This window comes from Falsiroseomonas sp. (assembly GCF_051859025.1).
GTDB lineage: Bacteria > Pseudomonadota > Alphaproteobacteria > Acetobacterales > Acetobacteraceae > Falsiroseomonas.
The window spans coordinates 1-22365 of record NZ_JBHYGL010000011.1 but is presented as its reverse complement, the minus strand read 5'-3'; the positions used below and the strand labels follow the sequence as shown (position 1 = coordinate 22365).

The window sequence follows — 22365 nt, the reverse complement described above, 5'->3', positions numbered from 1 at the left end:
GGAACAACGGTGCCGCCGAAGTTACGAACAGTCATATCAACCTCGGGTTCCCGCCCCCCGGCGCGGCGGCCCGTCACCGGCAGGCGAGAGAACGGACCGATGGACCAGGCCTATCCCGGCACCCTGCAGCGTTGGCTGACCGGCCCCCGCGTGGCCGGCCTTCCCGTGCCGAGCGAGATGCCGCCCCCGCAGCTGTCCTTCGAATTCTTCCCGCCCAAGAACGAGGCCCTGGAACAATCGCTCTGGGCCGCTATCCGGCGGCTGGAGCCGCTGGGGCCCCGCTTTGTTTCCGTCACCTACGGCGCCGGCGGCACCACCCGGACCCGGACGCATGAGACGGTGGCCCGGCTGGCCCGCGAAACCAGCCTGACCCCGGCCGCCCACCTGACCTGCGTCGGCGCCACCCAGGCCGAGGTGGATGAGGTCGCGCGCGGCTACCTGGAAGCCGGCGTCCGCCACATCGTAGCGCTGCGCGGCGACCCGCCGGCCGGCGCCAGCCAGTACACGCCGCACCCCGGCGGCTATGCGCAGGCCGAGGATTTGGTGCGGGGCCTGCGCCGCATCGGTGATTTCGACATCAGCGTCGGCGCCTATCCGGAAACTCATCCCGCCGCGACCTCCGCCGATGCGGACCTCGATTTCCTGAAGCGCAAGATCGATGCCGGCGCGACCCGCGCGATCACCCAGTACTTCTTCGACACGGACATCTACCTCCGCTTCATCGATCGGTGCGCGGCCGCCGGCATCACGGTGCCCATCGTCCCGGGCATCCTGCCGGTGTCTAATTTCTCCCAGGTGAAGAAGTTCAGCGCGATGTGCGGCGCCTCCGTCCCCGCCTGGATGGGCAAGCTGTTCGAGGGGCTGGACGAGGATGCGGATACGCGGCGGATGGTCTCCGCCGCCATCGCCGCCGAACAGGTGCGGCTGCTGCAGGCGAACGGGGTGGACGAATTCCACTTCTACACGCTGAACCGCGCGGACCTGACCTACGCCATCGCGCATCTGCTCGGGGCACGTCCCAAGGCAGCCTGACCCCGCGGGGGCCGAACGGCCTTCCCCTGGTTTGCCGCCGGGTCCAGCATGGCTGGACCGGCGTAAGACCGGAGGAGGAAGCGCCCCATGACCCTGTTCACCCGCCGCGCGGCTTTGCTGGCCGCGCCCGCCCTGGCTGCCCCCATGCTGGGCCTCGGCAGCACCGTCGCCCGCGCCCAGGCCTTTCCCACCCGACCTGTCCGCATCGTCGTGCCCTATACGCCGGGCGGTGTGTCCGACATCACCGCCAGACTGATCGCGGACCCCATGTCCGCTGCCATGGGCGTGCCGGTGCCGGTGGAGAACCGGGCCGGTGCCGATGGCGTGATCGGGACGGAGGCCGTGGCGCGGTCCCCGGCCGATGGGCACACCCTTGCCCTGGTGTCCGTCGGCCATCCCGTCAACGCGGCCTTCTACCGGCTGCCCTTCGACACGATGCGGGATTTCACCTTCATCACCCTGACGACCAGGACGCCGCTGGTGCTCTGTGCGGCCCGCGGCTTCGGTCCCTCGACCCCGGCGGAGCTGGTGGCCCATGCGAAGCGCAACCCGGCCGGGCATGTGACCTTCGCCGGCACGGGCGGCGTGGTGCGGCTGGCGCCGGTGCTGTTCGGCCAGCGGACGGGGATCGAGATGACCTATGTCCCCTATCGCGGATCGACCCAGGCGCATCCGGACCTGATCGCGGGCCGGGTGGACATCATGTTCGATACCGTCCCGGCCGCGCTGCCGCATATCCAGGCCGGCACGCTGAAGGCGCTGGCCACCACGGGGGCCACCCGGGCGCCCCAGCTGCCCGATGTGCCGACGCTGGGCGAGAGCGTGGCGGGGTTCGAGGCTTCGACCTGGGGCATGGTGATGGGCCCCGCCAACCTGCCTGCCGCCGTGCTGGACCGTCTGCACCGGGAGATCACCGCCGCCGTGCAGCGCCCTGATGTGGTGGCGCGGCACCGGACCCTGGGCGCGGAGGTGGTCGTCTCCAACCCCGACGACACCCGCAGTTTCGTCCAGGCGGAGATGGAGAAATGGGGCGCCGCCGCCCGCGCCGCCGGCGTCCAGCCGCAGAACGCAGGCTGACCGAAAACGGTCCAGGGGGGTCTCCGCCCTCGTGGATGGGGTCCGGGGAAGGCAGCGCCTTCCCCGGGAGTCACCAGCGAACCACCTTCTCCGCCAGGAACAGAGTCGCGAACAGCGTCCCCGCGAAGATCAGCAGGTGCACCCGCACCGCGTCCTTCTTGTAGATCATCGCCGGCGGTGGCGGCGGTGTGGCGGAGGCGGCGAGAGCCGCAAGGCCCCGTGGCTCCGCGCTGGCGGCCTGCGCCGCCTTCGTCTCCTCCGGCGTCAGGCAGGGGCCGAGATAGGTGAAGCGTTGCGCGGCCTCGGCGGCGGAGACGGTGCTGCCGTCCCACACCATCCAGGCCCGCATCGCCCCGTTCCAGCCGATGGGCAGCGGCACCCGGCTGGTGTCGTCGCTGCGCGCCACCCAGTGCCAGGGGCGGTTGGCGTCGGCGGGTTCGCCGGGGCGGGTGGGGTTGGGCCAGGCCATGGGCGCGTCGCTTCCTCGGTGTTGTGGCAAGCCTAGACCGGCCTGGCGCGGGCTGTGAACGCCCTTCAGCGGACGCCGCGTGCCCGCAGCGCGTCATAGACCGGGCGCAGCAGGAAGGGGCTGAGGAACAGCGGGAATTGGCAGAGCGCGAAGAACAGCAGGATGCGTGGATCCGTCGCCGCCGGCAGCACCGCGATATACAGCGCCATGTTGCGGTTGCCGGACAGCAGCCCGGCCGACAGCGCGATGCGCGTCCCCGCCACCGGCCGCATGGCGAGTGCCGTCAGGATGTTCAGCCCGAAATTGCCGGCGAAGGCCAGCGCGACGCCGCCCGCGACCCAGAGCGGTTCCGCCAGGATCTTCGCCTGCATGCCGTCCATCACGCCGAAGCCGTAGAGCACGACCAGCAGCACCACCGCGCCATCCACCGCGCGCCCGGTGCGTTCCAGCCGCGCCGGCCCCGCCAGGCGGCGGATCACCAGGGACAGCAGCAGCGGCAGCCCCACCACTAGCGCCAGCCGGCCCATCAGCGACGATAGCGAGATCGCCAGGTCGATCCCCAGCAGCCCGAGTGCCAGAGGCGGCGCGATGAAGGGCACCAGCAGCGTGGACAGGACGGAGACGACCAGCGCGATCTCCCCATCCAGCCCGACCAGGCGCGCGAAGGCGGGGGAGGAGGTGGCCGCGCAGCCCGTCGCCATGATCACGACCGCGGCACCCAGCGCCCCGTCCAGCCCGACCAGCCGCGTGATGGCGAAGACGATCAGCGGGCAGGCCAGCAGCACCCACACCAGCAGCCCCGCCACCATCAGCGGGCGCCGCAGGTAGCCCAGCACCTGCACGAAATCGACGCGCAGCATCACCAGCGTCATCAGGCAGAACACGCTGGGGGAGACCAGGTCGCGCGTCGCGGCGGCCAGCGGCGGGAAGATCACGCCGGCGAAGACGCCGAAGCCCAGCAGCGCACCGCCATGCCGGGCCGACCATTCGAAGGGGGCGAGGAGTGTGCGCACGGCCTGGCGGTTGGAGTTGTTCGCTCCGTGTTCTATATCCTGGGTGTGCAACCCCGTCATCTCCCTCCGCTCATCCTCGCCGCGATGCTGTTCGCGGCCCCGGCCCTCGCGGCCTGCACCTCCCCGGCGGCGCCGGAGGTGGTCTGGCGACGCTGCCTGCTGGATGGGCGGGACCTGACGGGGGTGGACCTCAGCCGCGGGCATCTGCGCGACTCCTCGCTCCAGCGGGCGAAGCTCATGCAGGCGAAGATGGTGGGCGTGGACGCCACCGATGGGCGCTTCCTCTCCGCGGACCTCACCGGCGCGGACATGACGGAAGCGACGCTGCGGGAGGCCGATTTCACCCGCGCCATCCTGCGCGGCGCCATCCTGGTGCGCGCCGACATGCGCCGCGCCCGCCTGTTCCGCGCGGATTTGACGGGCGCGGACCTCACGGGCGCGGATCTGACCGGGGCCGATTTCTCCGGCGCGATCCTGGACGGGGCGCGCTGGACGGATGGCCAGCGCCTCTGCGCCACGGGAAGCATCGGCACATGTCAGTAGGCGCACCCGACTACATCACCCGCCTCAACCCGGAGCAGCGGGAGGCGGTGGAGGCCCTGGACGGCCCGCTGCTGGTCCTGGCCGGCGCGGGCACCGGCAAGACCCGCGTGCTGACCACCCGCTTCGCCCACCTGCTGATGACCGGCAAGGCCCGCCCGTGGGAGGTGCTGTCCGTCACCTTCACCAACAAGGCGGCGAAGGAGATGCGGGAGAGGGTCGCCGCCATCATCGGGCGACCTGTCGAGGGTCTCTGGCTCGGCACCTTCCATGCACTCTGCGCGCGGATGCTGCGGCGGCATGCCGAACTCATCGGGCTGCGCACGAACTTCACCATCCTCGATGCCGATGACCAGATGCGCCTGCTGAAGCAGGTGATGGCGGCGGCGAATATCGACAGCAAGCGCTGGCCCGCGCCGGGGATGATGGCGGTGATCCAGCGCTGGAAGGATCGCGGCCTGACGCCGGCGCGCATCACTGCCGCCGAGGACAGCGATTTCGCCAACAACCGCGCGAGTGAGATCTATGCGGCCTATCAGCGGCGCCTGCTGGAACTGAACGCCGCCGATTTCGGCGATCTTCTGCTGCACGTCACGGAAATCCTGCGCACGCGCCCCGATGTGCTGGCGGATTACCACCGCAGCTTCCGCTACATCCTGGTGGACGAATACCAGGACACCAACCTGGTGCAGTATCTCTGGCTGCGCCTTCTCGCCCAGCACGAGGACCCCAACAGGCGAAACATCTGCTGCGTCGGCGATGACGACCAGTCGATCTATTCCTGGCGCGGCGCGGAGATCGAGAACATCCTCCGGTTTGAGAAGGATTTTCCCGGCGCGCGGATCGTGCGGCTGGAATCCAACTACCGTTCGACGAAGCCGATCCTCGCCGCCGCCGCGGGCCTCATCGCGCGCAACACGGGCCGGCTCGGCAAGACACTCCGCTCCGGCCGCAACGATGCCTCCGGCGACAAGGTGCGCGTCGTCTCGCTGTGGGACAGCGAGGATGAGGCGCGCATGGTCGGCGACCGGATCGAGGCCGCGCGCCGGTCCGGCCACCCGCTGTCGGAAATCGCCATCCTGGTGCGCGCGGGTTTCCAGACCCGCAGCTTCGAGGAACGGCTCATCACCCTCGGCCTGCCCTACCGCGTCGTCGGCGGGCTGAAATTCTATGAGCGCGCGGAAATCCGCGACGCCATGGCCTATCTCCGCATCGTCCAGCAGCCCGCGGACGACCTGGCCTTCGAGCGTATCGTGAACACGCCGAAGCGCGGGCTTGGCGACAGTGGCCTCCGCGCCATCCACGACCTCGCGCGGGCGCAGGCCATTCCGTTGTCCATGGCGGCGGAACGCATCACGGAAACGGATGCGCTGAAGCCCAAGCCCCGCACCGCCCTGCGGGAATTGATGCGCGGCTTCGCCCGCTGGCGCGCGGTGAATGAGAAGGAAGGCCATGTCGTGGCCGCCGCCACCGTGCTGGACGAAAGCGGCTACACGGAGATGTGGAAGCTCGACCGCAGCCCGGAAGCACCCGGCCGGCTCGACAACCTCAAGGAGCTGATCCGCGCGATGGGGGACTACCCGTCGCTGGCCGGCTTCCTCGACCACGTCGCGCTGGTGATGGAGACGGATGAGAACGCGGAGCAGGAACGCATCCAGTTGATGACCCTGCACGCCGCCAAGGGGTTGGAATTCGATACCGTCTTCCTGCCGGGCTGGGAGGAAGGGCTGTTTCCCTCCCAGCGCAGCATGGACGAAGGCGGGGAGAAGTCGCTCGAGGAGGAGCGGCGCCTGGCTTACGTGGGCATCACCCGCGCGCGGAAGACCGCGGTGATCAGCCACGCCGCCAATCGCCGGATCTACGGCAATTGGACGTCGTCCCTGCCGTCGCGCTTCCTCGATGAATTGCCGGCGGATGCCATCCAGCGCGAGGGCGCTTCCCAGATGCGCCAGCACCGGATGGCGGATACGCCCTCGGTCTTCGCCGGCGGGCAGGGGCTGATGGCGCGCCGCCCGCGCGTGATCGAGGCCGGCGCCTGGGAGGTGAAGGAACGCCCCGCCCCGGCTTCGGGAATCGCGAAGGGGGAGCGGGTGTTCCATCAGAAATTCGGCTACGGCACCGTCGTCGCGGTGCAGGATGATCGCCTCGACATCGAATTCGACCATGCCGGGGAAAAGCGGGTGCTGGACCGGTTCGTGCAGAAGGCAAGCGACGTCTGATGGTGCGTGACACGTATTCGATGCAGCGGGACCGGCGCGCCGATCCGCTGGAATCCATCTGGATGGACGGGCTGCCGGAAGACGCCGTCCCGGCCTTCGAGGCCGCCTTCCTGACCCACTGCCGGTCCGTCGCCCTGTTCAAGGACGACCCGACCGATAGCTGGCGGGTGGAGGGGGTGCGCCCCCAGGGCGCGGCGGATGGCGAATTCGCGGGCGCGCTGGCGCTCGCTTCCCTCATGGCCGGCATCGAACAGCCCGAATTGCAGGTGGCGCCGGTGGAGGCCGAGGGCTGGCTGGCGCGCACGCTCTCCTCCTTCGAGGAAATGCCGATCGGCGGCGATGTGCTGGTGCGGCCGACCCATGTGCCACCCCGGCGCCTCTATGGCCGCACCGTGCTGACCTTGGATGCGGGCATCGCCTTCGGCTCGGGCGAGCATAATTCAACCCGCGGCTGCCTGATCGCCTTCGAGAAGGTGGCGCGGGACCGGCGGCCGAAGCGGCGGCTGCTCGACCTCGGCACCGGGTCCGGCATCCTCGCCATGGCTGCGGCCAAGCGGCTGAAGCGGCCGGTGCTGGCGACGGATATCGAACCCTGGTCGGTCCGCGTGGCGCATGACAATGCGCGGATGAATGGCGTGGGTCGTCTGGTTCGCGCGCGGCTGGCCGATGGGTGGCGGGACCGGCATGTGAAGGCCGGGCGGCGCTACGATGTGGTCTTCGCCAATATCCTGGCGCGGCCGCTCTGTTCCATGGCCTGCGCGATGTCGGTCGGCCTGGCGCCGGGGGGCACGGCGATCCTGGCGGGGCTGCTCGGCACCCAGGCGCGGATGGTGCTGGCGGCGCATCGCCGGCGCGGCATGGTGCTGGAACGGATGCTGCCGCAGGGCGCCTGGACGACGCTGGTTCTGCGCAGGCGCTGAATCATGCAGCGGGGCCGGCTTCCCTGGGTATTCCCCTGGGGAAACCGGCCCCGTGCTTCCGCCCGGGGACCCTCAGGGTCCCCGGTGGGTAACTCAGGCTGGGGACCCGTCAGGGTCCCCGGTGGGTAACTCAGGCTCGGGACCCGCCGGGGTCCCCGGTGGGTAACTCAGGCCGCGAGCGCCTTGCCGGAAACGGCGAGGTTGCCATTGGCGGGGCGCGGCGCCAGGCCGTTCGCCGGGCGCGGCTGGTTCGCGCTGAAGTCGGGTTCGAACACGCGGAAGATGTCGCTGCGGGTCAGGCCGATATCGGCCAGCTCGCGATCCGTCAGGGCGCGCAGGTTCTCATAGGTCCGGCGGCGCTCCGGCCAGGCGCGCATCGCCTCGGCGGCGAAGACCAGGCCGCGGCCGATGGCGGAGAAGAGCTTGCGCACGCCGGCGGCGATGGCCTCGTCCCGCGCGCGCATGGCGGCGAAGCGGATCGCTTCGAGCTCGGTCTCGCGCGTCATGCGGGTGGTGGCGGCGTGGGGGAACAGGCCAACCTGTTCCTCGGGGATGCGGGCGTTCATGATGACCTCTGTTGTGGTGCGCGCCGGGGAATGTTCTGTCCCTGGCCGCGCTTCGCAGGTGCAACATAGGTGTTTCGCCGCCACAGGTGATGCGGTGAGGCAACAGCCTAGCCATGCGTTGTGCGCATGAAATCCTGTGGACTTATGTTTCAACGTTAGAGCTTCGGTAACACATCCCGTGACGCAACCCGCCCCCCACACCCGCCTCGCCGTCCTCCGTGCCCGTTTCGACGCAATCGGCGTCGATGGCGTGCTGGTCCCGCGCGCCGACGCCTTCCTCGGCGAATACGTGCCCCCCTCGGCGGAGCGCCTGGCCTGGCTCACCGGCTTCAGCGGTTCCGCCGGCCTCGCCTTGGTGCTGCGGGACCGCGCCTTCCTCTTCATCGATGGCCGCTACACCACCCAGGCGCGGCAGGAGGTGGATGGCAGCCTCTGGGAGTTCCGCCACCTCATCGACCAGCCCCCCGCCGCCGTCCTGAAGGCGGAGGCGCCCTCTGCCCGCATCGGCTACGATCCCTGGCTGCACGCGGAATCGGCGCTGGACCGGCTGGCCCAGGCCGGCGTCACGCTGGTGCCGCTCTCAGCCAACCCGGTCGATGCCATCTGGACCGATCGCCCGGCCCCGCCCACCGCCCCCGCCATCCCCCACCCCATCGCCTTCGCGGGGATGGAGGCCGCCGCCAAGCGGGCGGAGGCCGCCGCCACCCTGCGCGCGGCAGGGCAGGGCGCCGCGGTGCTGGCGGATGCCCATTCGGTCGCCTGGCTGCTGAACATCCGCGGCAGCGACCTGGCCCATACGCCGCTGGCGCTGGCCGTCGCGATCCTGGAGGAGGATGGCCGGGTGCAACTGTTCCTGGACCCCGCCCGCGCCGACGCCGCCCTCCGCGCCCATCTCGGCAACCAGGTCGCGCTGCATCCGCCGACCAGCCTGCCGCAACGCCTGGCCGCGCTGGCCGGCCGCAAGGTGCGGCTGGACCCGGACCTGACCCCCGCCTGGTTCGGCCAGGCGCTGCGGGACGCCGGCGCGACGCCGGAGGTGGGGGAGGATCCCTGCCGCCTGCCCCGTGCCCGCAAGAATGCGGTGGAACAGGACGGCGCCCGCGCCGCCCATCGCCGCGATGCCGTGGCGCTGGCCCGATTCCTCGCCTGGTTCGCGCAGGCCGCGCCGGCCGGCGGGCTGACGGAGATGTCCGCCGCCGCCCGCCTGCTGGCCTTGCGGGCGGAAGGCGCGCATTTCGTGGCGGAAAGCTTCCCCGCCATCAGCGGCGCCGGGGAGCACGGCGCCATCATCCACTACCGCGCCACTCCCGCGACGGACCGCGCGATCCGCGCGGACGAGGTCTATCTGATCGACAGCGGCGCCCAGTACCGGGACGGCACCACGGATGTCACCCGCACCCTCTGGACCGGGCCCGGCGATCCGCCGGACGAACTTCGCGAACGCTATACAAGGGTGTTGCAGGGCCATCTGGCGCTCTCCGCGCTGCGCTTCCCCGAGGGCATCGCGGGCCCGCATCTCGATGCGCTCGCGCGGCGGCCGCTCTGGCTGGTGGGGCTCGACTACGACCATGGCACCGGCCATGGCGTCGGCAGTTTCCTGTCGGTGCATGAGGGTCCGGCCGGCATCAGCCGCGCGGCGAAGCCGGTGCCGCTGGCGCCGGGCATGGTGCTGTCCAACGAACCCGGCTTCTACCTGCCCGGCGCCTACGGCATCCGGATCGAGAACCTGCTCCTCGTCCAGCCCGCGGCCCCGCTGCCCGGCCAGGTGAAGCCATTCCTGGGCTTCGAGACGCTGACCCTCGCCCCCTATGACCGCCGCCTGGTGGCCCTGCCGCTGCTGGCGCCGGCCGAGCGCGCGCAGATCGATGCCTACCACGCAGGGGTGCTGGCGGAGGTCGGCCCCCTGCTGCCCGCGGCGGAGCGGGCCTGGCTGGAGGCCGCCTGCGCGCCCTTGATGTGAGATGCGGAACGAGTCGATGGCGGCTGGATTTCAACCTATGCGGGTATTTTCTGGCGTGGCGGTGAAAAAAGTTGTTGAATAAGGCGGTCAACTTCCGCTTCACCTGCCGCTGCGACCCTGGAGCCCATGCCAAGCCCCTATCTCCGTCGCCGGACCGTCCTCCTGACCCTCGCGGCCCCCGCTTTGGCGGTCCCCGCCGCGGGGGGCGCCAACGCTGCGATGCGGGCGCTGGAGGCCGCCGAATGGCAGGCCTTCTGCACGCGCTTCCTGGAGCCGGATGGCAGGGTGGTGGATGGCGGCAATGGCGGCATCTCCCACAGCGAGGGCCAGGGCTGGGGCCTGCTCTGCGCCGAGCGCGCGCATGACCGCGACGCCTTCGACCGGATGTGGGGCTGGACGCGGCGGACGCTGGCGCGGCGCGGCGATGCGCTGTCCTCCTGGCGCTGGCGGCCGGAGGGGGCCGGCGGCCTGGTCGATGACCCCAACAACGCCACCGATGGCGACCTGATGATCGCCTGGGCGCTGCTGCGGGCCGCGCAGCGCTGGCCGGATGGCGACTATGGCGGGCAGGGCGTGGCGATCGCCCGCGACATCCTCCGCCTGCTGGTGCGCCAGGTGGGGGAGGAGACGGTGCTGCTGCCCGGCGCGGCGGGGTTCGAGCAGCGCGACCATGTCGTGCTCAACCCCTCCTACTACGCCTTCCCGGCCATGCGGGCGCTGGCGCAGGCGGTGCCGGACCCGATCTGGCTGCGGCTGGCGGCGGATGGGCTGTCCATGCTGCGCCGGGCGCGCTTCGGCCGCTGGGGCCTGCCGCCGGACTGGGTGGCGCTGCCGCGCGCCGGTGGGCGGCCCGCGCCGGCCCCGGGCTGGCCGGCCCGCTTCTCCTATGATGCGGTGCGGGTGCCGCTCTACCTGGCCTGGGCGGGGCTGGGGCGGGAACCGGCGGTGGCCAGCGCGGTGCGCTTCTGGCTCGACCCGCAGCATGCCCGCCTGCCGGCCTGGGCGGATCTCAGCTCCGACAGTGTCTCCCCCTACGCGGCCTCTCCGGGCATCCGGGCGATCGTCCTGGTGGCGACCGCCCGGCAGGGGGGCATGGCGACGCCTTTTCCGATCCTGCCCACCGTGGACGAAGCCAGGGACTATTATTCAGCCGTGCTGACCCTCCTCGCGCGTCTCGCTTGGAGAGATTCGTGAAAGAGTAAAAGTTGCCGATGCTTTGGAAACGGGGATTGGCTATTCCCTTAACCGCCTGGGCACGGCATGTTGCATTGCAATCGGGGGTTCATTGCATATGGCGCAGGATACTGATGTGGCACGGGTGGCTGCCGCGTTGCGCGCCCCGGCCATCCGGTATCGTAGTTTCGGAAACGAACCGGTCAGGACGCCGCTGCCCGCGCCTGAACCGGATGGGTATTCCCTGCTCGGCGCCATGACGCAGGCGGCGGAAACGCCGCAGGAACAAGGACTTCCCCCCGCCGAGCCCTGGCAGCCCCCGCCCGTGGAGGCCGCCCCGACGGCCTGGGCCGAGCCCCCGCCGGCGCCGTCCTGGCCGGAGCCTGCCGCCCCGTCCTGGGGTGCGCCGCCCGCCCCCGCCTGGCCGGACCCGCCGCAGGAAGCGGTTCAGCAAGCCGTGCCCGACTCCGCGGGGCGCGCCGAACCGCAGGCGCCGTCCTGGGCCAACGCCGCCCTGCCGCCCTTGCCGCCCCCCTTGCCGGCCGAGCACGCCTGGACGCCGCCGCCCGCCCCGGCCCCGCGCGCTGAATTGCCGCCCCTGCCGCCCTTGCGCGCCCTGCCGCCGCTGCCTGAACCGCAGGCGCCGATGCCGGTCGCGGCATCGCCGATCGCGCCCGCGGCCGCGCCGGGCTGGACGCCCGCCGCGCCTGAACCGGCCCCACCCGCGCCCGTCATCGCCCCGCCCACCCCCATGCCCGCGCCCACCCCCATGCCCGCGCCGGCCCCGTCGCCGCCGCCTGGCGCCAGGCCGGGCGTGGAGGCGATGACGCTGCTGCGCGCGGCCGACATGGTGGCGCCGCTGCCACCGCCGCCCCGCACCGGCCTGACCACCCTGGCCGCCCTGTCCACCGCCGCCGGGGGCAGCGCCGCGCCGGCCGAGTCGCCGCGCAGCCTGTTTCCGCTGATCGAGGCGCTGGACCTGCCCGGCGGGATGTCCCATGGGATGCCCAATGGGATGGCCGGTGCTATGCCCGCCCGCCGGGACGCCGTCCCACCGCCCTATGCCATCCCCGCCCTCCGCGCCCGTTCGGCCCTGGTGCCGGCGGCGGAGGTCGAGATGGCGCTGCCCGACCTGTTCCGCCTGCTGGCGGCCGGCCCCGCCGGCTCCCCCGACGCCTATTCCGCTATGCGCCGCCCTGCGCGCGCAGACCGGCCAACGAATTGACCGGAGGCTTTCTTCGCCCATGCCCCTGATCTGCTTTGCCTCTCCCAAGGGCGGCGTCGGCAAGACGACCCTGGCCGCCAACATGGCCGATGCGCTGCAGCGCGATGGTCGCCGCGTGCTGGTCATGGATTTCGACCCGCAGAACACGCTGCGCCTGCATTTCGGCGTGCCGCTGAGCGACATGGGCGGCTTCACCGCGGACCTGCCCCGCCGGCCGGACTGGCGTTCCTGCGTGCGGGAGACGCCGTCCGGCGTCATGGTCCTGCCGCATGGCGCCATGGAACTGCGCGGCGCGCTGGGCCTGGCCGCGGCGCTGGAAAGGGACCCGGACCTGCTGGCGGCACCCTTGCGCGCCATCCTGGCCGATCCCGGCCTGACCGTCATCGCCGACACCTCCCCCGGCCCTTCCCATGCGCTGGCGGTGCTGGTGCCCATGGCGTCCATGGTGATCGCGGTGCTGCAGGCGGAAGCGATCAGCGCCGCGCTGATCCCGGACATCGACAGCGGCCGCTTCCTCGGCTCGGGCACCATGGCCGCGCTGTTCGCAGGGCGGTTGCGCGTGGTGCTGAACGAGGTGGATTTGAACTCCCGCCTCTCCCGCGCCGCGGCCGATGCGGTGGCCCGTCACCTCGGCCCGCGCCTGCTCGGCGCCGTCAGCCGGGATGAGACGCTGGCCGAGGCGCTGGCCATGCAGAAGCTGGTGCAGGAGATCGCGCCCGACTCGCGCGCCGCGGAAGACATCCGCGGCATCGCCCGCGCGATCGAGGCCGCGTTGCCGCATGCGCCGGAGAGCTTCGGCCTCGGCTGGGGCGCCCGATGAGTTTCAGCCACGCGCTGCGCCACGGCCGCGCCTTCCGGGGCGGCATCTGGGGGCGCCCGTGGATCTCCCTGCCTATCATGGTGCTGGCCGCCCTGATCGGGACGACCTTCATCGTGGCGCCGCTGGATGCGGAACAACAGGCCTGGCTCGCGATCGCCGGCTTCCTGCTGTACCTGGTGGCGGACCGCATCCCCGGGCGGGGGATGACAATCTTCATCGTCCTCGTCTCCGTCCTCGTCTCGCTCCGCTACATCCATTGGCGGCTGGTCGACAAGCTGGAATTCACCAGCTTCTCCCAGACCTTCCTCGGCACCGGGCTGCTGCTGGCGGAAGTCTACGCCATCTCCACCATGCTGCTCGCCTATCTCCAGGTGATCTGGCCGCTGGACCGCAAGCCGGTCCCCATGCCGGAAGACCCGGAGGAATGGCCGACCATCGACGTCTTCATCCCGAGCTACAACGAGCCGCTGGAGGTGGTGAAGCCCGCCATCTACGGCGCGCTGGCCATGGACTGGCCGCGCCACAAGATGAACGTCTTCCTGCTGGATGACGGGCGGCGCGACGAATTCCGCCGCTTCTGCGAACAGGTCGGCTGCAACTACGTCATCCGCGCCGACAACAAGGGCGCCAAGGCCGGCAACATCAATGCCGCGCTGAAGAACACGACCGGCGAATACATCGCGATCTTCGATTGCGACCACGTGGCCACGCGCGCCTTCCTGCAGCTGACCGTCGGCTGGCTGCTGCGGGACCGCGACCTCGCCATGGTGCAGACGCCGCACCATTTCTATTCGCCCGATCCGTTCGAGCGGAACCTGGCTTCCGGCCAGCGCGTCCCCAATGAAGGGCTGCTGTTCTACGGGCTGGTGCAGCAGGGGAATGACCTCTGGAACGCCGCCTTCTTCTGCGGCTCCTGCGCCGTCATCCGGCGCGAGGCGCTGGAGGAAGTGGGCGGCGTGCCGACCGTGACGGTGACGGAAGACTGCCACTGCTCCCTCAAGATGCAGCGGCGCGGCTGGCGCACGGCCTATCTCCGCATCCCGCTCGCCGCCGGCCTCGCGACCGAACGCCTCATGCTGCATATCGGCCAGCGCATGCGCTGGGGCCGGGGCATGATCCAGATCCTGCGGATCGAGAACCCGATGACGGCGGAGGGCCTCCGCTTCGCCCAGCGCTGCTGCTACTTCATGTCGCAGTTCCACTTCCTGTTCCCGCTGCCGCGCTTCGTCTTCCTGACGGCGCCGCTCGCCTTCCTGCTGTTCGGGGAGAGCATCATCGCGGCCAGCCCGCTGGCCATCCTGGCCTATGCCGGGCCGCACATCCTGCATTCGGTCGGGGCCACGAGCCGTCTTTCAGGCCATGTTCGCCACAGCTTCTGGTCCGAGATCTATGAGACGGTGCTGGCGCTCTACCTGATCCCCGTCATGCTCGCGACGCTGCTCGACCCGAAGAAGGGCAAGTTCAACGTGACCGACAAGGGCGGCACGCTGCAGGAAGGCTTCTTCGACCTGCGCGCGGTCGGCCCCAACATGGTGCTGACGCTGGCGCTGATCGCGGGGCTGCTGTCCGGCATCTACGGCCTGACCACGAACCCGGTGGAGAGCCTGGATTTCCAGGCCTTCGCGCTGAACTTCATCTGGGCGCTGCTGTCCTTCGTCGTCGTGCTCGCCGGCCTCGCCGTCGGCCGGGAACGACGGCAGGTGCGCGAACGCGCGCGCGTCGGCGCCGTGGTCGCGGCCAATGTCGTGCTGGCCGATGGGCGGGTGCTTGAGGGCGAGACGATGGACCTCTCGCTCGGCGGCGCGGCGGTGACGGTCGATCGGCCGGAAGACGTGGCGGACGACGCGGCGGTGACGCTGGAACTCGATGTCGGCCCCGAATGGGTGGCGATCCCGGCGGAGATCCTCCGCTGGACCGAAGGACGTCTGCAGGTGCGCTTCGCGGCGCAGACGCTGCATGACGAAGGCAATATCGTCCGCGCCGTCCTGGGCCGCGCGGATGCCTGGGTGGATTGGGACGACGTGCGAGAAGACAAGCCTCTCCGCAGCCTGGCGGAGGTTGCCCGCTCGATCGGCGGCCTGTTCCGTGGCGACAGCCAGTTCTCCTTCTTCGTGCGCCGCGGCAAGCGCGCCAAGCCCACGGTGCGGATCGTGCCGCCGCCGGGTTCGGAAGGCGCCGACACCTTGGTGGCCGGGGAGGACGCGACACCGCCCGCCCCCACGCGCCGCCCGCGCGGGGAGAGCAGCATCCGTCGCGCCGCCGCCATCGCGCTGATGCTGGCGCTGGGCGCGCCCGGCATCGCCACCGCGCAGGTGAACCTGCGCGGCGCGCCACCGCCGCCCGCCGCCCTGCAGCCCGGCCCGCAGGGCCTGCCGCTGAACCTGCCGCCGCAATCCCCGGGCACCGGCACCTTCGGCGCGCCGGCGAGCACGGGCAATTTCGGCGCTCCCTCGGCTGGCCAGCCGCTCTCGCCCGGCGCGGGGTCCCCTTTCGCCGCCCCGGCCGCGAGCCCGGCACCGACCTCCGGCGGCTTCGCGCCGCCGCCGCCCGCCCTCGGTGGCGGGCTGCTCTCCACGCCCCAAGGGGCAGGCCAGGCCCCTCTCTCCGGCGGGCCGCTGCCCGCGGCGCAGCCCGGCTTCCTCGGCGGCGTGCCGATGGTGGGCAGCTTCGGCTCCCCCACCAGCGACGGTTCCTCCCGCACCGAGACGCGGACGCTGCGCCAGCTCGGCCTGCGCGCGCCGATGCAGATGCGCGGCACCTCCGACCTCCAGGGCGTGCTGTTCGGCGTCCGGGGCGATGAGGTGGTGACGGGCGCGCGCCTGGTCCTCCAGGGCGCGACCAGCCCGGCGCTCATCCCGGAATACAGCCAGATCGCGATGTCGCTGAACGAGCAGTTCGTCGGCGTCATCAACCCCGATCGCAACCGCCCGGCCTTCGGCCCGCTGGAATTCCCGATCAACCCGGTCTTCTTCGCCGACCTGAACCGGCTGAACTTCCGCTTCACCGGCCGCTACACGGTGGAATGCAACGACCCGCTTTCCGGCCTGCTCTGGGCGAATGTCTCCGACCTCTCGACCCTGCAGGTCACGCTGGAACGCCTGCCCCTGCAGCGTGACCTGGCGCGCCTGCCGGAGCCCTTCTTCGACCCGCGCCTGCTGCGCGAACCGCTGATCCTGCCGGTCGTCGTCTCCGAAGGCGCGGGCAATGATTCGCTGAAGGCCGCGGCCTCCGTCGCCTCCTGGTTCGCAGTGCAGGCGGATTACCGCGGCGCCAGCTTCCCCGTCTCCTTCCAGCTGCCGCCGCGCGGCAACACCGTGGTGATCGCCGCGGGGAATGAGCAGATCGCGGGCATGGCCCTGCCGCGCTTCGATGGCCCGACGCTCGCGCTCGTGCCGCATCCCTCGGACCCCTACAGCCTGCTGCTGATCGTCGGCGGCCGCACGGGCGCCGAGGCCGCGCAGGCCGCGACGGTGCTGGCCGGCAGCAAGGAAGCCCTGGCCGGGGAAGTCGCGGTGGTGCAGCCCATCACGCTTCCCGCGCGCCAGCCCTATGACGCACCGCGCTGGATCCGCAGCGACCGCCCCGTCCGCTTCGGCGAACTGGTCGACCCCAGCGAATTGCAGGCCTATGGCTATGCGCCGGGCCCGATCGCGCTGCCCTTCCGCACGGCGCCCGACCTCTACACCTGGCGCGGCCGGCCGCTGCCGGTCGAACTCCACTACCGCTCGCCCCCCGGCCCGATCATGGATGTCGCGGTCTCGCGCCTCGATGTCGCGCTGAACGACATCTACCTGCGCAGCCTGCCGCTCAGCCCGCCGGAAGCGCCCTGGCCCATCAACCTGCTGAGCCGCCAGATCGGCCAGGCAGACCGGCAGAGCTCCCGCTTCGGCCTGCCCGCCTACCTCGTCTTCGGCATGAACGAATTGCAGCTGCGCTTCGACATGCGGCCGATGCACCGCGGCGACTGCGTGGCGGTGCCGGCGGATGTGCGTGCCTCCATCGATCCGGACAGCACGATCGACCTGACGGACGCCTACCGCTTCACCACGCTCCCGAACCTCGCCTTCTTCGCGGGGTCGGGCTTCCCCTACACGCGCATGGCCAATTTCAGCGACACCGCCGCGGTGCTGCCGGAACGGCCGAACCCGGTGGAGCTGTCCTCCTTCCTCACCCTGGTCGGGCGCCTGGCGTCCCATGTCGGCCATCCCGCCACGGGGATGGAGGTGGTGCGGCCCGGCGGCATGGAAGCCGTCGCGGCGCGGGACCTGCTGGTGATCGGCACGCTCGGCCGCCAGCCCGCGCTGAACACGCTGCTGCGGGAAGACGGGCCGGTGAAGCTGGACGGCAACCGCCTGTCCGTCGCGCTGCCCGACACGATGGAAAGCTTCCGCAACCTGTTCCTGGGCGATGAACCCCGGGTTGCGCGTGAACAGGCCTCCGCCCTGCTGACCTCGACCGGCGATGGCCTCGGCATCCTCATGGGCTTCGAAAGCCCGCTGCGGTCCGGCCGTTCCGTCGTGGCGCTGACCGGCACCACGCCGCAGGGGCTGGAGATGATGCTGGCCGCGCTGCGTGACCCGGAGCAATCGCCCCGCATCCAGGGCGACCTCGCCATCCTCAGCGGCGGGCGGATCAGCAGCTTCTCGCTGGGCGGCCACTACACGGTGGGCACCCTGCCGCCGCATGTCTGGCCGCAGTATTTCATGTCCACCAGGCCCGACCTGCTGCTGCTGCTGCTGGTCGCGTCCTGTGCCATCGTCGCCATCCCCGCCTATTGGGCGCTGCGCCGCCGCGCTGCCATCCGCCTCCGGACCCGCACGACATGATGTCCCTGCGAACCCCCCCCAGCCTGCGCACAGGCCTGCGCACCAGCCTGTTGGGCACGGCGCTGGTCGCCGCGTCGCTGGCCATGCCGCCCGCCATCGGCCCCGCCTTGGGCCAGGAACGCGGCGTGGCCGCGCTGCTGGACCAGGCCAATTACTGGAAGCTGCAGAACCGGCCGGACCAGGTGATCCGCACCCTGGAACGCGTGCTGCAGGTGGATGCGCGCAACGCCGATGCCCTGTCCGGCATCGCGGAGGCGCAGGCCCAGCTCGGCAACACCGCCCAGGCGCAGGATGCGCTGGCCCGGCTGCGCGCCACCGCGCCGGCCGATCCGCGCACCATGCAGGCCGATGCCGCCGTCCGCACCTCCACCGTGGATGCCGCGGCGCTGGCGCAGGCGCGGCAGCTGGCCGCGGCGGGCCGGAACGCGGAAGCGGTGGAACGCTACCGCCAGATCTTCGCCGGCGCCCCCATCCCCGACACCTTCGCGCTGGAATACTACCAGACCCTGGCCGGCACCGAGGCCGGGTGGCGGGAGGCGCGCGACGGCATGGGCGCGCTGGCCCGCCGCGCGCCCAGCAACGTCGCCATCCAGCTCGCCAACGCGCAGATCCTGACCTACCGGGAGGAGACGCGCGCCCAGGGCATCGACCAGCTCCGCCGCCTCTCCGGCCAGGGCGACAACCAGCAGAGCGCCTCCGCCGCCTGGCGCCAGGCCCTGACCTGGCTGGGCGAGGGGCCGGAGGCGGTGCGGCCGCTGGAAGGCTACCTCCAGCAATTCCCGGACGATGCCGAGATCCAGCGTCGCCTGGAACTGGCCCGGAACCCGCCGCAGGCCGCCGCCGACGACATCGGCATGAACCGCGTCACCGGCTGGCGGAACTTCAACGGCAACCGGCTGCGGCAGGCAGAGGAGAATTTCAACGCCGTCCTCGCGCTCGATCCGAACGATGCCGATGGCCTCGGCGGGCTCGGCCTGATCCGGCTGCGCCAGGGCCGCCAGGCCGATGCGCGGCGGCTGCTGATGGCGGCGATGGAGGCCGATCCCTCCCGCCGCGCCTCCTGGGAACGGGCGCTGCAGGGCGCATCCCAGCGCGGCGGGCCGGGTGGCCCGGGCGGCGGCGGCGGTGGCGCGCCGGGGCCGGATATCCAGGCCGCGCGCAACCTGGTCGATGCCGGCAATTTCTCCCAGGCCGAGGCGCTGCTGGCGCGCATCACCGCGCGCAATGGCGGCGACCGCCCGGATGCCGAGGCGCTGCTGGGCGACATCGCGCTGCGCCAGGGCAATGCCGGCCTGGCGGAACAGCGCTACCGCGCGGCACTCGCCCGGCGCGGCAATTTCGGCGCGGCCATGTCGGGCCTGGCCAATTCGCTCCAGGCCCAGGGCAAGTTCAACGAGGCCGAGGAAGTCTACCGCCGCATCGGCGGCACCAACGCGCCCCAGGTCCGCGCCGATGCGCTGCGGGCCGAGGCGCAGCGGACGGACGACCCCGCCGCCGCCGCCGCCCTGCTGCGCGCGGCCGTGCAGAACGACCCCTCCAACCCCTGGCCGAGGCTCGACCTCGCCCGCCTGCTGGCCCGCAGCGGGCATGGGGGCGATGCCCGCGCGCTGATCGATGGCAGCGTCGCCAGCCGCGCGACGCCGGACACGATCCACGCCGCCGCCATCTTCGCCAGCGAACAGTCGCACCCGGCGGAAGCGGTGCGGCTGCTGGAACGCATCCCCGCCAATGTCCGCACGCCGGACCAGACGCGGATGATCACCTCCTCCCGTGTCCAGGCGCAGGTGGCCGCGGCCGCGGCGCTGGCCACGCAGGGCCGCCGCCAGGAAGCCCGCCAGCAATTGCTGGCCATGGCGTCCCGCCCCGACCCGAGCGGCGAAATGGGCCCCGCCGTGGTCCGCGCGCTGAACGCGATGAACGATCCGCGCGGCGCGCAGGAAGCCGCGCGGCTCTATGCCGTGAACGCCCGCGCCCAGCAGCCCTCCACCCAATTGGCCGCCGCCGGCGCGCTGATGGAAGCGGGGCTGGACCAGGAAGCGGCGCAGCGCGCCACCCAGATCGACCCGAACCGGCTGACCGCCGAACAGCGCCGCGTCGCGAGCGGCCTGTCCTCCGGCCTGTCCATCCGCGCCTCGGACCAGCTGGCCGCCCGCGGCGACCGCGCCTCGGCCTTCGACGTGCTGGTGCCCACCCTCCAGAACGATCCCGCCAACCCCGCCGCCAATCTGGCGCTGGCGCGCCTGTATCAGGGCGCGCGGGACCATGAGCAGGCCGGGCGTATCGCCGATGCCGTGCTGTCCCGCAACCCGCGGGATACGGATGCCCGCACCGCCTCCCTCGATGCCGCCGTCGCGGCGCGGGACTGGGCGAAGGCGGAGGCGCTGATCAGCGAAGGCCGCGCGCTGATGCCGAACGATGCGCGCATCCCGCTGATGGAAGCGCGCCTGGCCCGCGCCTGGGGCGACCAGCGCCGTGCGCAGACCGCGCTGCAGCAGGCGGCGCAGCTGCGCCGGCAGCAGATCGGCATGGACGTCCAGCCCCCCAGCATCATCACCGGCGGCGTCCTGCCGCAGGCGACGGTGCCGCAAGCCCGCGCCACGCCGGGCTATGAGAACCCCTTCCGCCGCACGCCGCTGGCCGGGCAGGACCTCTCGCCCGCGCAGCTGCAGATGATGCAGGCCAGCCAGGGCCTGGCGCCGGCCACCCGGTCACCGGGCATGCCGGGGCTGCAATTCGCCCAGGCGCAGCTGCCCAACCAGACCGCCCAGCCGCCCGACCCGCTGCTGAACGAGATCACGCGCCAGCTGGCCGAGGTGCGGGAGGAAGCGGCACCCCGCATCAACCCGGCCCTCGGCATGCGCGTGCGGTCCGGCGACGGGGGCATCGACAAGCTGAACGAAAGCCATGCCGGCGCCGAAGGCAGCATCGCCATGCCCGGCGTTGGCGGGCGGCTGACCGCCCGCGTCAGCGCCGTCAGCCTCGATGCCGGGGATCTGTCGCCGCAGCTCGGCGCCATGCGCCGCTATGGCGGCTTCGCCTCCACCCTGCCGGCGCCGAGCGGCACGCTGTCCTCCCAGCAGGCGGCGCAGGCCGGCAGCACGGGGTCGAGCCAGTCGGGCGTGGCGCTCGGCGTCGCCTATGCGCGGCCTGGCTTCACGGTCGATATCGGCACCACGCCGATGGGCTTCCTGCAGGAGAACTACGTCGGCGGGATCGAGATCGCGCCCGAGATCGGGGATGGCGTCCGCCTGCGCCTGACCGCGGAGCGCCGCGCCATGACGGACACGCTGCTGTCCTGGGCCGGGCGGCGCGACCCCGTCACCAGCACCATCTGGGGCGGCGTGGTCCGCACCGGCGGCCGCGCGCAGATCGAGTTCAGCAGCGGCGAGACCAATTTCTACATCGCCGCCGGCTACTTCACCTTCGCCGGCGACGGCGTGGCGGAGAACAGCCGCATGGAAGCCGGCGCCGGCTTCCAGACGCCGCTCTGGCGCGGGCCGAACGAGGAACTCGTCACCGGCCTCGACCTTGTCTACTTCGCCTATGACAAGAACCTGCGCTTCTTCACGCTGGGCCATGGCGGCTATTTCAGCCCGCAGAGCTTCATGTCCGCCAACGTGCCGCTGGATTATCGCGGCCGGTCCGGGGATTTCTCCTACCGCGTCGGCGCGACAATCGGCCTGACCACCTTCACCGAGGACCGCACGCCGGTCTTCGCGAACGACGCCGCGCGCCAGGGTGCGCTGGCCTCGGCGGCGGCGGCGGACAGTTCCATCAACGCCTTCTATGCCGGCCAGACCAAGACCGGCCTGACGGGCGGGCTGCGGGGCGACATCGAATACATGCTGACGCCGCAGCTCCGCATCGGCGGCGCGCTGCGCTTCGACCAGGCGGCGGATTGGAGCGAGACGCGCGGCCTGGTCTATGCCCGCTACCGCTTCGATCGCTGACCGGGACGCGCGCATGACCGAGAACACCCCGGCGGATGCCGTGACCGCCGCCTACCTTGCGCGGCGTGGCGTCTCCGCCCAGTGGCGCGCCTTCCTGCGCGCGCTGGTGGAAACGCTGGACGCCCATCTGGACGAGGCCGGCCGCGCATCGCTGATGCACATCATCGGCCGTCGCATGGCCGAATCCCTGCCGCTGCGCCATTGCGACACGCTGTCCGGACTCGAAGCCCAGGTGAATGACGTGCTGGCCGGCGCCGAATGGGGTTTCTGCCGCCTGGCGGTGGATACCGGCGCCCGCCGCCTGGTCATCACCCACCTGGCCGCGCCGTCCATCGGCACCGGCGCGGATGCGGAGGGTGCGTGGATCGGCGCGGTGCTGGAAGGGCTCTGGAGCGGCTGGATGGCCGAACAGCCAGGCGCCGATCCGGCGATGGCGGCGGTGGTCGCGACCACCGCGCCGGGGGAGACGGTGCTGCACTACGCCAAGGGGTGAAGCCCAGGGAGGGCGCTGCCCTCCCTGACCCTCCCGCCAGGGGGGAGCCCCCCCTGGACCATCGTCAATTGCTGGGTTCCAA

At 71.7% G+C, this 22365-nt stretch carries 15 protein-coding genes; 12 read left to right on the top strand and 3 right to left on the bottom strand.

The features are described 5' to 3' along the window. Positions 1-99: 99 nt before the first annotated feature. Together metF and ACTIE5_RS11545 are read left to right on the top strand one after the other, a co-directional pair. Entirely contained in the window at positions 100-1032 is a 933-nt protein-coding gene (metF, locus tag ACTIE5_RS11550; protein WP_439549850.1) for a methylenetetrahydrofolate reductase [NAD(P)H], read from the top strand. An 87-nt stretch (positions 1033-1119) separates the two neighbouring features. Continuing rightward, positions 1120-2109, top strand: a complete 990-nt coding sequence (locus tag ACTIE5_RS11545; protein ID WP_439549849.1) for a Bug family tripartite tricarboxylate transporter substrate binding protein — start codon at positions 1120-1122, stop codon at positions 2107-2109. A gap of 70 nt (positions 2110-2179) precedes the next feature. Here the strand turns inward: ACTIE5_RS11545 and ACTIE5_RS11540 are convergent, their stop codons facing one another. Together ACTIE5_RS11540 and ACTIE5_RS11535 are read right to left on the bottom strand one after the other, a co-directional pair. Continuing rightward, on the bottom strand, positions 2180-2578 hold the full coding sequence (locus ACTIE5_RS11540) for a hypothetical protein (protein WP_439549848.1): 399 nt from the start codon (positions 2576-2578) through the stop codon (positions 2180-2182). 65 nt (positions 2579-2643) lie between these two features. Then, positions 2644-3651 (bottom strand): bile acid:sodium symporter family protein, encoded by a 1008-nt coding sequence (locus ACTIE5_RS11535; protein ID WP_439549847.1) that lies wholly within the window; start codon positions 3649-3651, stop codon positions 2644-2646. 24 nt (positions 3652-3675) lie between these two features. On the opposite strand from ACTIE5_RS11535, the gene ACTIE5_RS11530 reads away from it, so the two are divergent. From ACTIE5_RS11530 to ACTIE5_RS11520, 3 genes are read left to right on the top strand one after another with little or no spacing between them, the layout of a single operon-like run. Continuing rightward, positions 3676-4134 carry a pentapeptide repeat-containing protein gene (locus ACTIE5_RS11530; RefSeq protein WP_439549846.1) on the top strand — a complete coding sequence of 153 codons (459 nt, stop codon included), beginning with the start codon at positions 3676-3678 and terminating at the stop codon, positions 4132-4134. Beyond that, on the top strand, positions 4125-6350 hold the full coding sequence (locus ACTIE5_RS11525; protein ID WP_439549845.1) for an ATP-dependent helicase: 2226 nt from the start codon (positions 4125-4127) through the stop codon (positions 6348-6350). The genes ACTIE5_RS11530 and ACTIE5_RS11525 overlap by 10 nt, the downstream gene beginning before the upstream one ends. Next, positions 6350-7270 carry a 50S ribosomal protein L11 methyltransferase gene (locus ACTIE5_RS11520; RefSeq protein WP_439549844.1) on the top strand — a complete coding sequence of 307 codons (921 nt, stop codon included), beginning with the start codon at positions 6350-6352 and terminating at the stop codon, positions 7268-7270. The genes ACTIE5_RS11525 and ACTIE5_RS11520 overlap by 1 nt, the downstream gene beginning before the upstream one ends. A 167-nt stretch (positions 7271-7437) precedes the next feature. On the opposite strand, the gene ACTIE5_RS11515 is transcribed toward ACTIE5_RS11520, so the two are convergent. Beyond that, positions 7438-7836 (bottom strand): DUF1127 domain-containing protein, encoded by a 399-nt coding sequence (locus ACTIE5_RS11515; RefSeq protein WP_439549843.1) that lies wholly within the window; start codon positions 7834-7836, stop codon positions 7438-7440. Positions 7837-8014: 178 nt separating this feature from the next. Between ACTIE5_RS11515 and ACTIE5_RS11510 the strand changes: the two genes are divergently transcribed. The 7 genes from ACTIE5_RS11510 to bcsD all read left to right on the top strand — a co-directional run bounded on the left by ACTIE5_RS11510 (position 8015) and on the right by bcsD (position 22283). Next, positions 8015-9796, top strand: a complete 1782-nt coding sequence (locus ACTIE5_RS11510) for an aminopeptidase P family protein (protein ID WP_439549842.1) — start codon at positions 8015-8017, stop codon at positions 9794-9796. A 126-nt stretch (positions 9797-9922) separates the two neighbouring features. Further along, complete coding sequence (locus ACTIE5_RS11505; protein ID WP_439549841.1) at positions 9923-10990, top strand: glycosyl hydrolase family 8; 1068 nt, start codon at positions 9923-9925, stop codon at positions 10988-10990. 97 nt (positions 10991-11087) lie between these two features. Beyond that, positions 11088-12194, top strand: coding sequence for a hypothetical protein (locus tag ACTIE5_RS11500; RefSeq protein WP_439549840.1), 1107 nt, complete (start codon positions 11088-11090; stop codon positions 12192-12194). 19 nt (positions 12195-12213) lie between these two features. Further along, positions 12214-13014, top strand: a complete 801-nt coding sequence (locus tag ACTIE5_RS11495; RefSeq protein WP_439549839.1) for a cellulose synthase operon protein YhjQ/BcsQ — start codon at positions 12214-12216, stop codon at positions 13012-13014. Continuing rightward, on the top strand, positions 13011-17840 hold the full coding sequence (gene bcsA / locus ACTIE5_RS11490) for a UDP-forming cellulose synthase catalytic subunit (protein WP_439549838.1): 4830 nt from the start codon (positions 13011-13013) through the stop codon (positions 17838-17840). The genes ACTIE5_RS11495 and bcsA overlap by 4 nt, the downstream gene beginning before the upstream one ends. Further along, positions 17837-21790, top strand: coding sequence for a cellulose synthase subunit BcsC-related outer membrane protein (locus ACTIE5_RS11485; RefSeq protein ID WP_439549837.1), 3954 nt, complete (start codon positions 17837-17839; stop codon positions 21788-21790). The genes bcsA and ACTIE5_RS11485 overlap by 4 nt, the downstream gene beginning before the upstream one ends. A 13-nt stretch (positions 21791-21803) precedes the next feature. After that, a complete protein-coding gene (gene bcsD, locus ACTIE5_RS11480; protein WP_439549836.1) occupies positions 21804-22283 on the top strand; it encodes a cellulose biosynthesis protein BcsD in 480 nt (159 codons plus the stop codon). Positions 22284-22365 lie beyond the last annotated feature (82 nt).

Excerpts from the sequence above, each read along its gene's own strand:
- metF (WP_439549850.1), top strand. The coding sequence starts at position 100 with ATGGACCAGGCCTATCCCGGCACCCTGCAGCGTTGGCTGACCGGCCCC.
- ACTIE5_RS11545 (WP_439549849.1), top strand. The coding sequence starts at position 1,120 with ATGACCCTGTTCACCCGCCGCGCGGCTTTGCTGGCCGCGCCCGCCCTG.
- ACTIE5_RS11540 (WP_439549848.1), bottom strand. The coding sequence starts at position 2,578 with ATGGCCTGGCCCAACCCCACCCGCCCCGGCGAACCCGCCGACGCCAAC.
- ACTIE5_RS11535 (WP_439549847.1), bottom strand. The coding sequence starts at position 3,651 with ATGACGGGGTTGCACACCCAGGATATAGAACACGGAGCGAACAACTCC.
- ACTIE5_RS11530 (WP_439549846.1), top strand. The coding sequence starts at position 3,676 with ATGCTGTTCGCGGCCCCGGCCCTCGCGGCCTGCACCTCCCCGGCGGCG.
- ACTIE5_RS11525 (WP_439549845.1), top strand. The coding sequence starts at position 4,125 with ATGTCAGTAGGCGCACCCGACTACATCACCCGCCTCAACCCGGAGCAG.
- ACTIE5_RS11520 (WP_439549844.1), top strand. The coding sequence starts at position 6,350 with ATGGTGCGTGACACGTATTCGATGCAGCGGGACCGGCGCGCCGATCCG.
- ACTIE5_RS11515 (WP_439549843.1), bottom strand. The coding sequence starts at position 7,836 with ATGAACGCCCGCATCCCCGAGGAACAGGTTGGCCTGTTCCCCCACGCC.
- ACTIE5_RS11505 (WP_439549841.1), top strand. The coding sequence starts at position 9,923 with ATGCCAAGCCCCTATCTCCGTCGCCGGACCGTCCTCCTGACCCTCGCG.
- ACTIE5_RS11500 (WP_439549840.1), top strand. The coding sequence starts at position 11,088 with ATGGCGCAGGATACTGATGTGGCACGGGTGGCTGCCGCGTTGCGCGCC.
- ACTIE5_RS11495 (WP_439549839.1), top strand. The coding sequence starts at position 12,214 with ATGCCCCTGATCTGCTTTGCCTCTCCCAAGGGCGGCGTCGGCAAGACG.
- bcsA (WP_439549838.1), top strand. The coding sequence starts at position 13,011 with ATGAGTTTCAGCCACGCGCTGCGCCACGGCCGCGCCTTCCGGGGCGGC.
- ACTIE5_RS11485 (WP_439549837.1), top strand. The coding sequence starts at position 17,837 with ATGATGTCCCTGCGAACCCCCCCCAGCCTGCGCACAGGCCTGCGCACC.
- bcsD (WP_439549836.1), top strand. The coding sequence starts at position 21,804 with ATGACCGAGAACACCCCGGCGGATGCCGTGACCGCCGCCTACCTTGCG.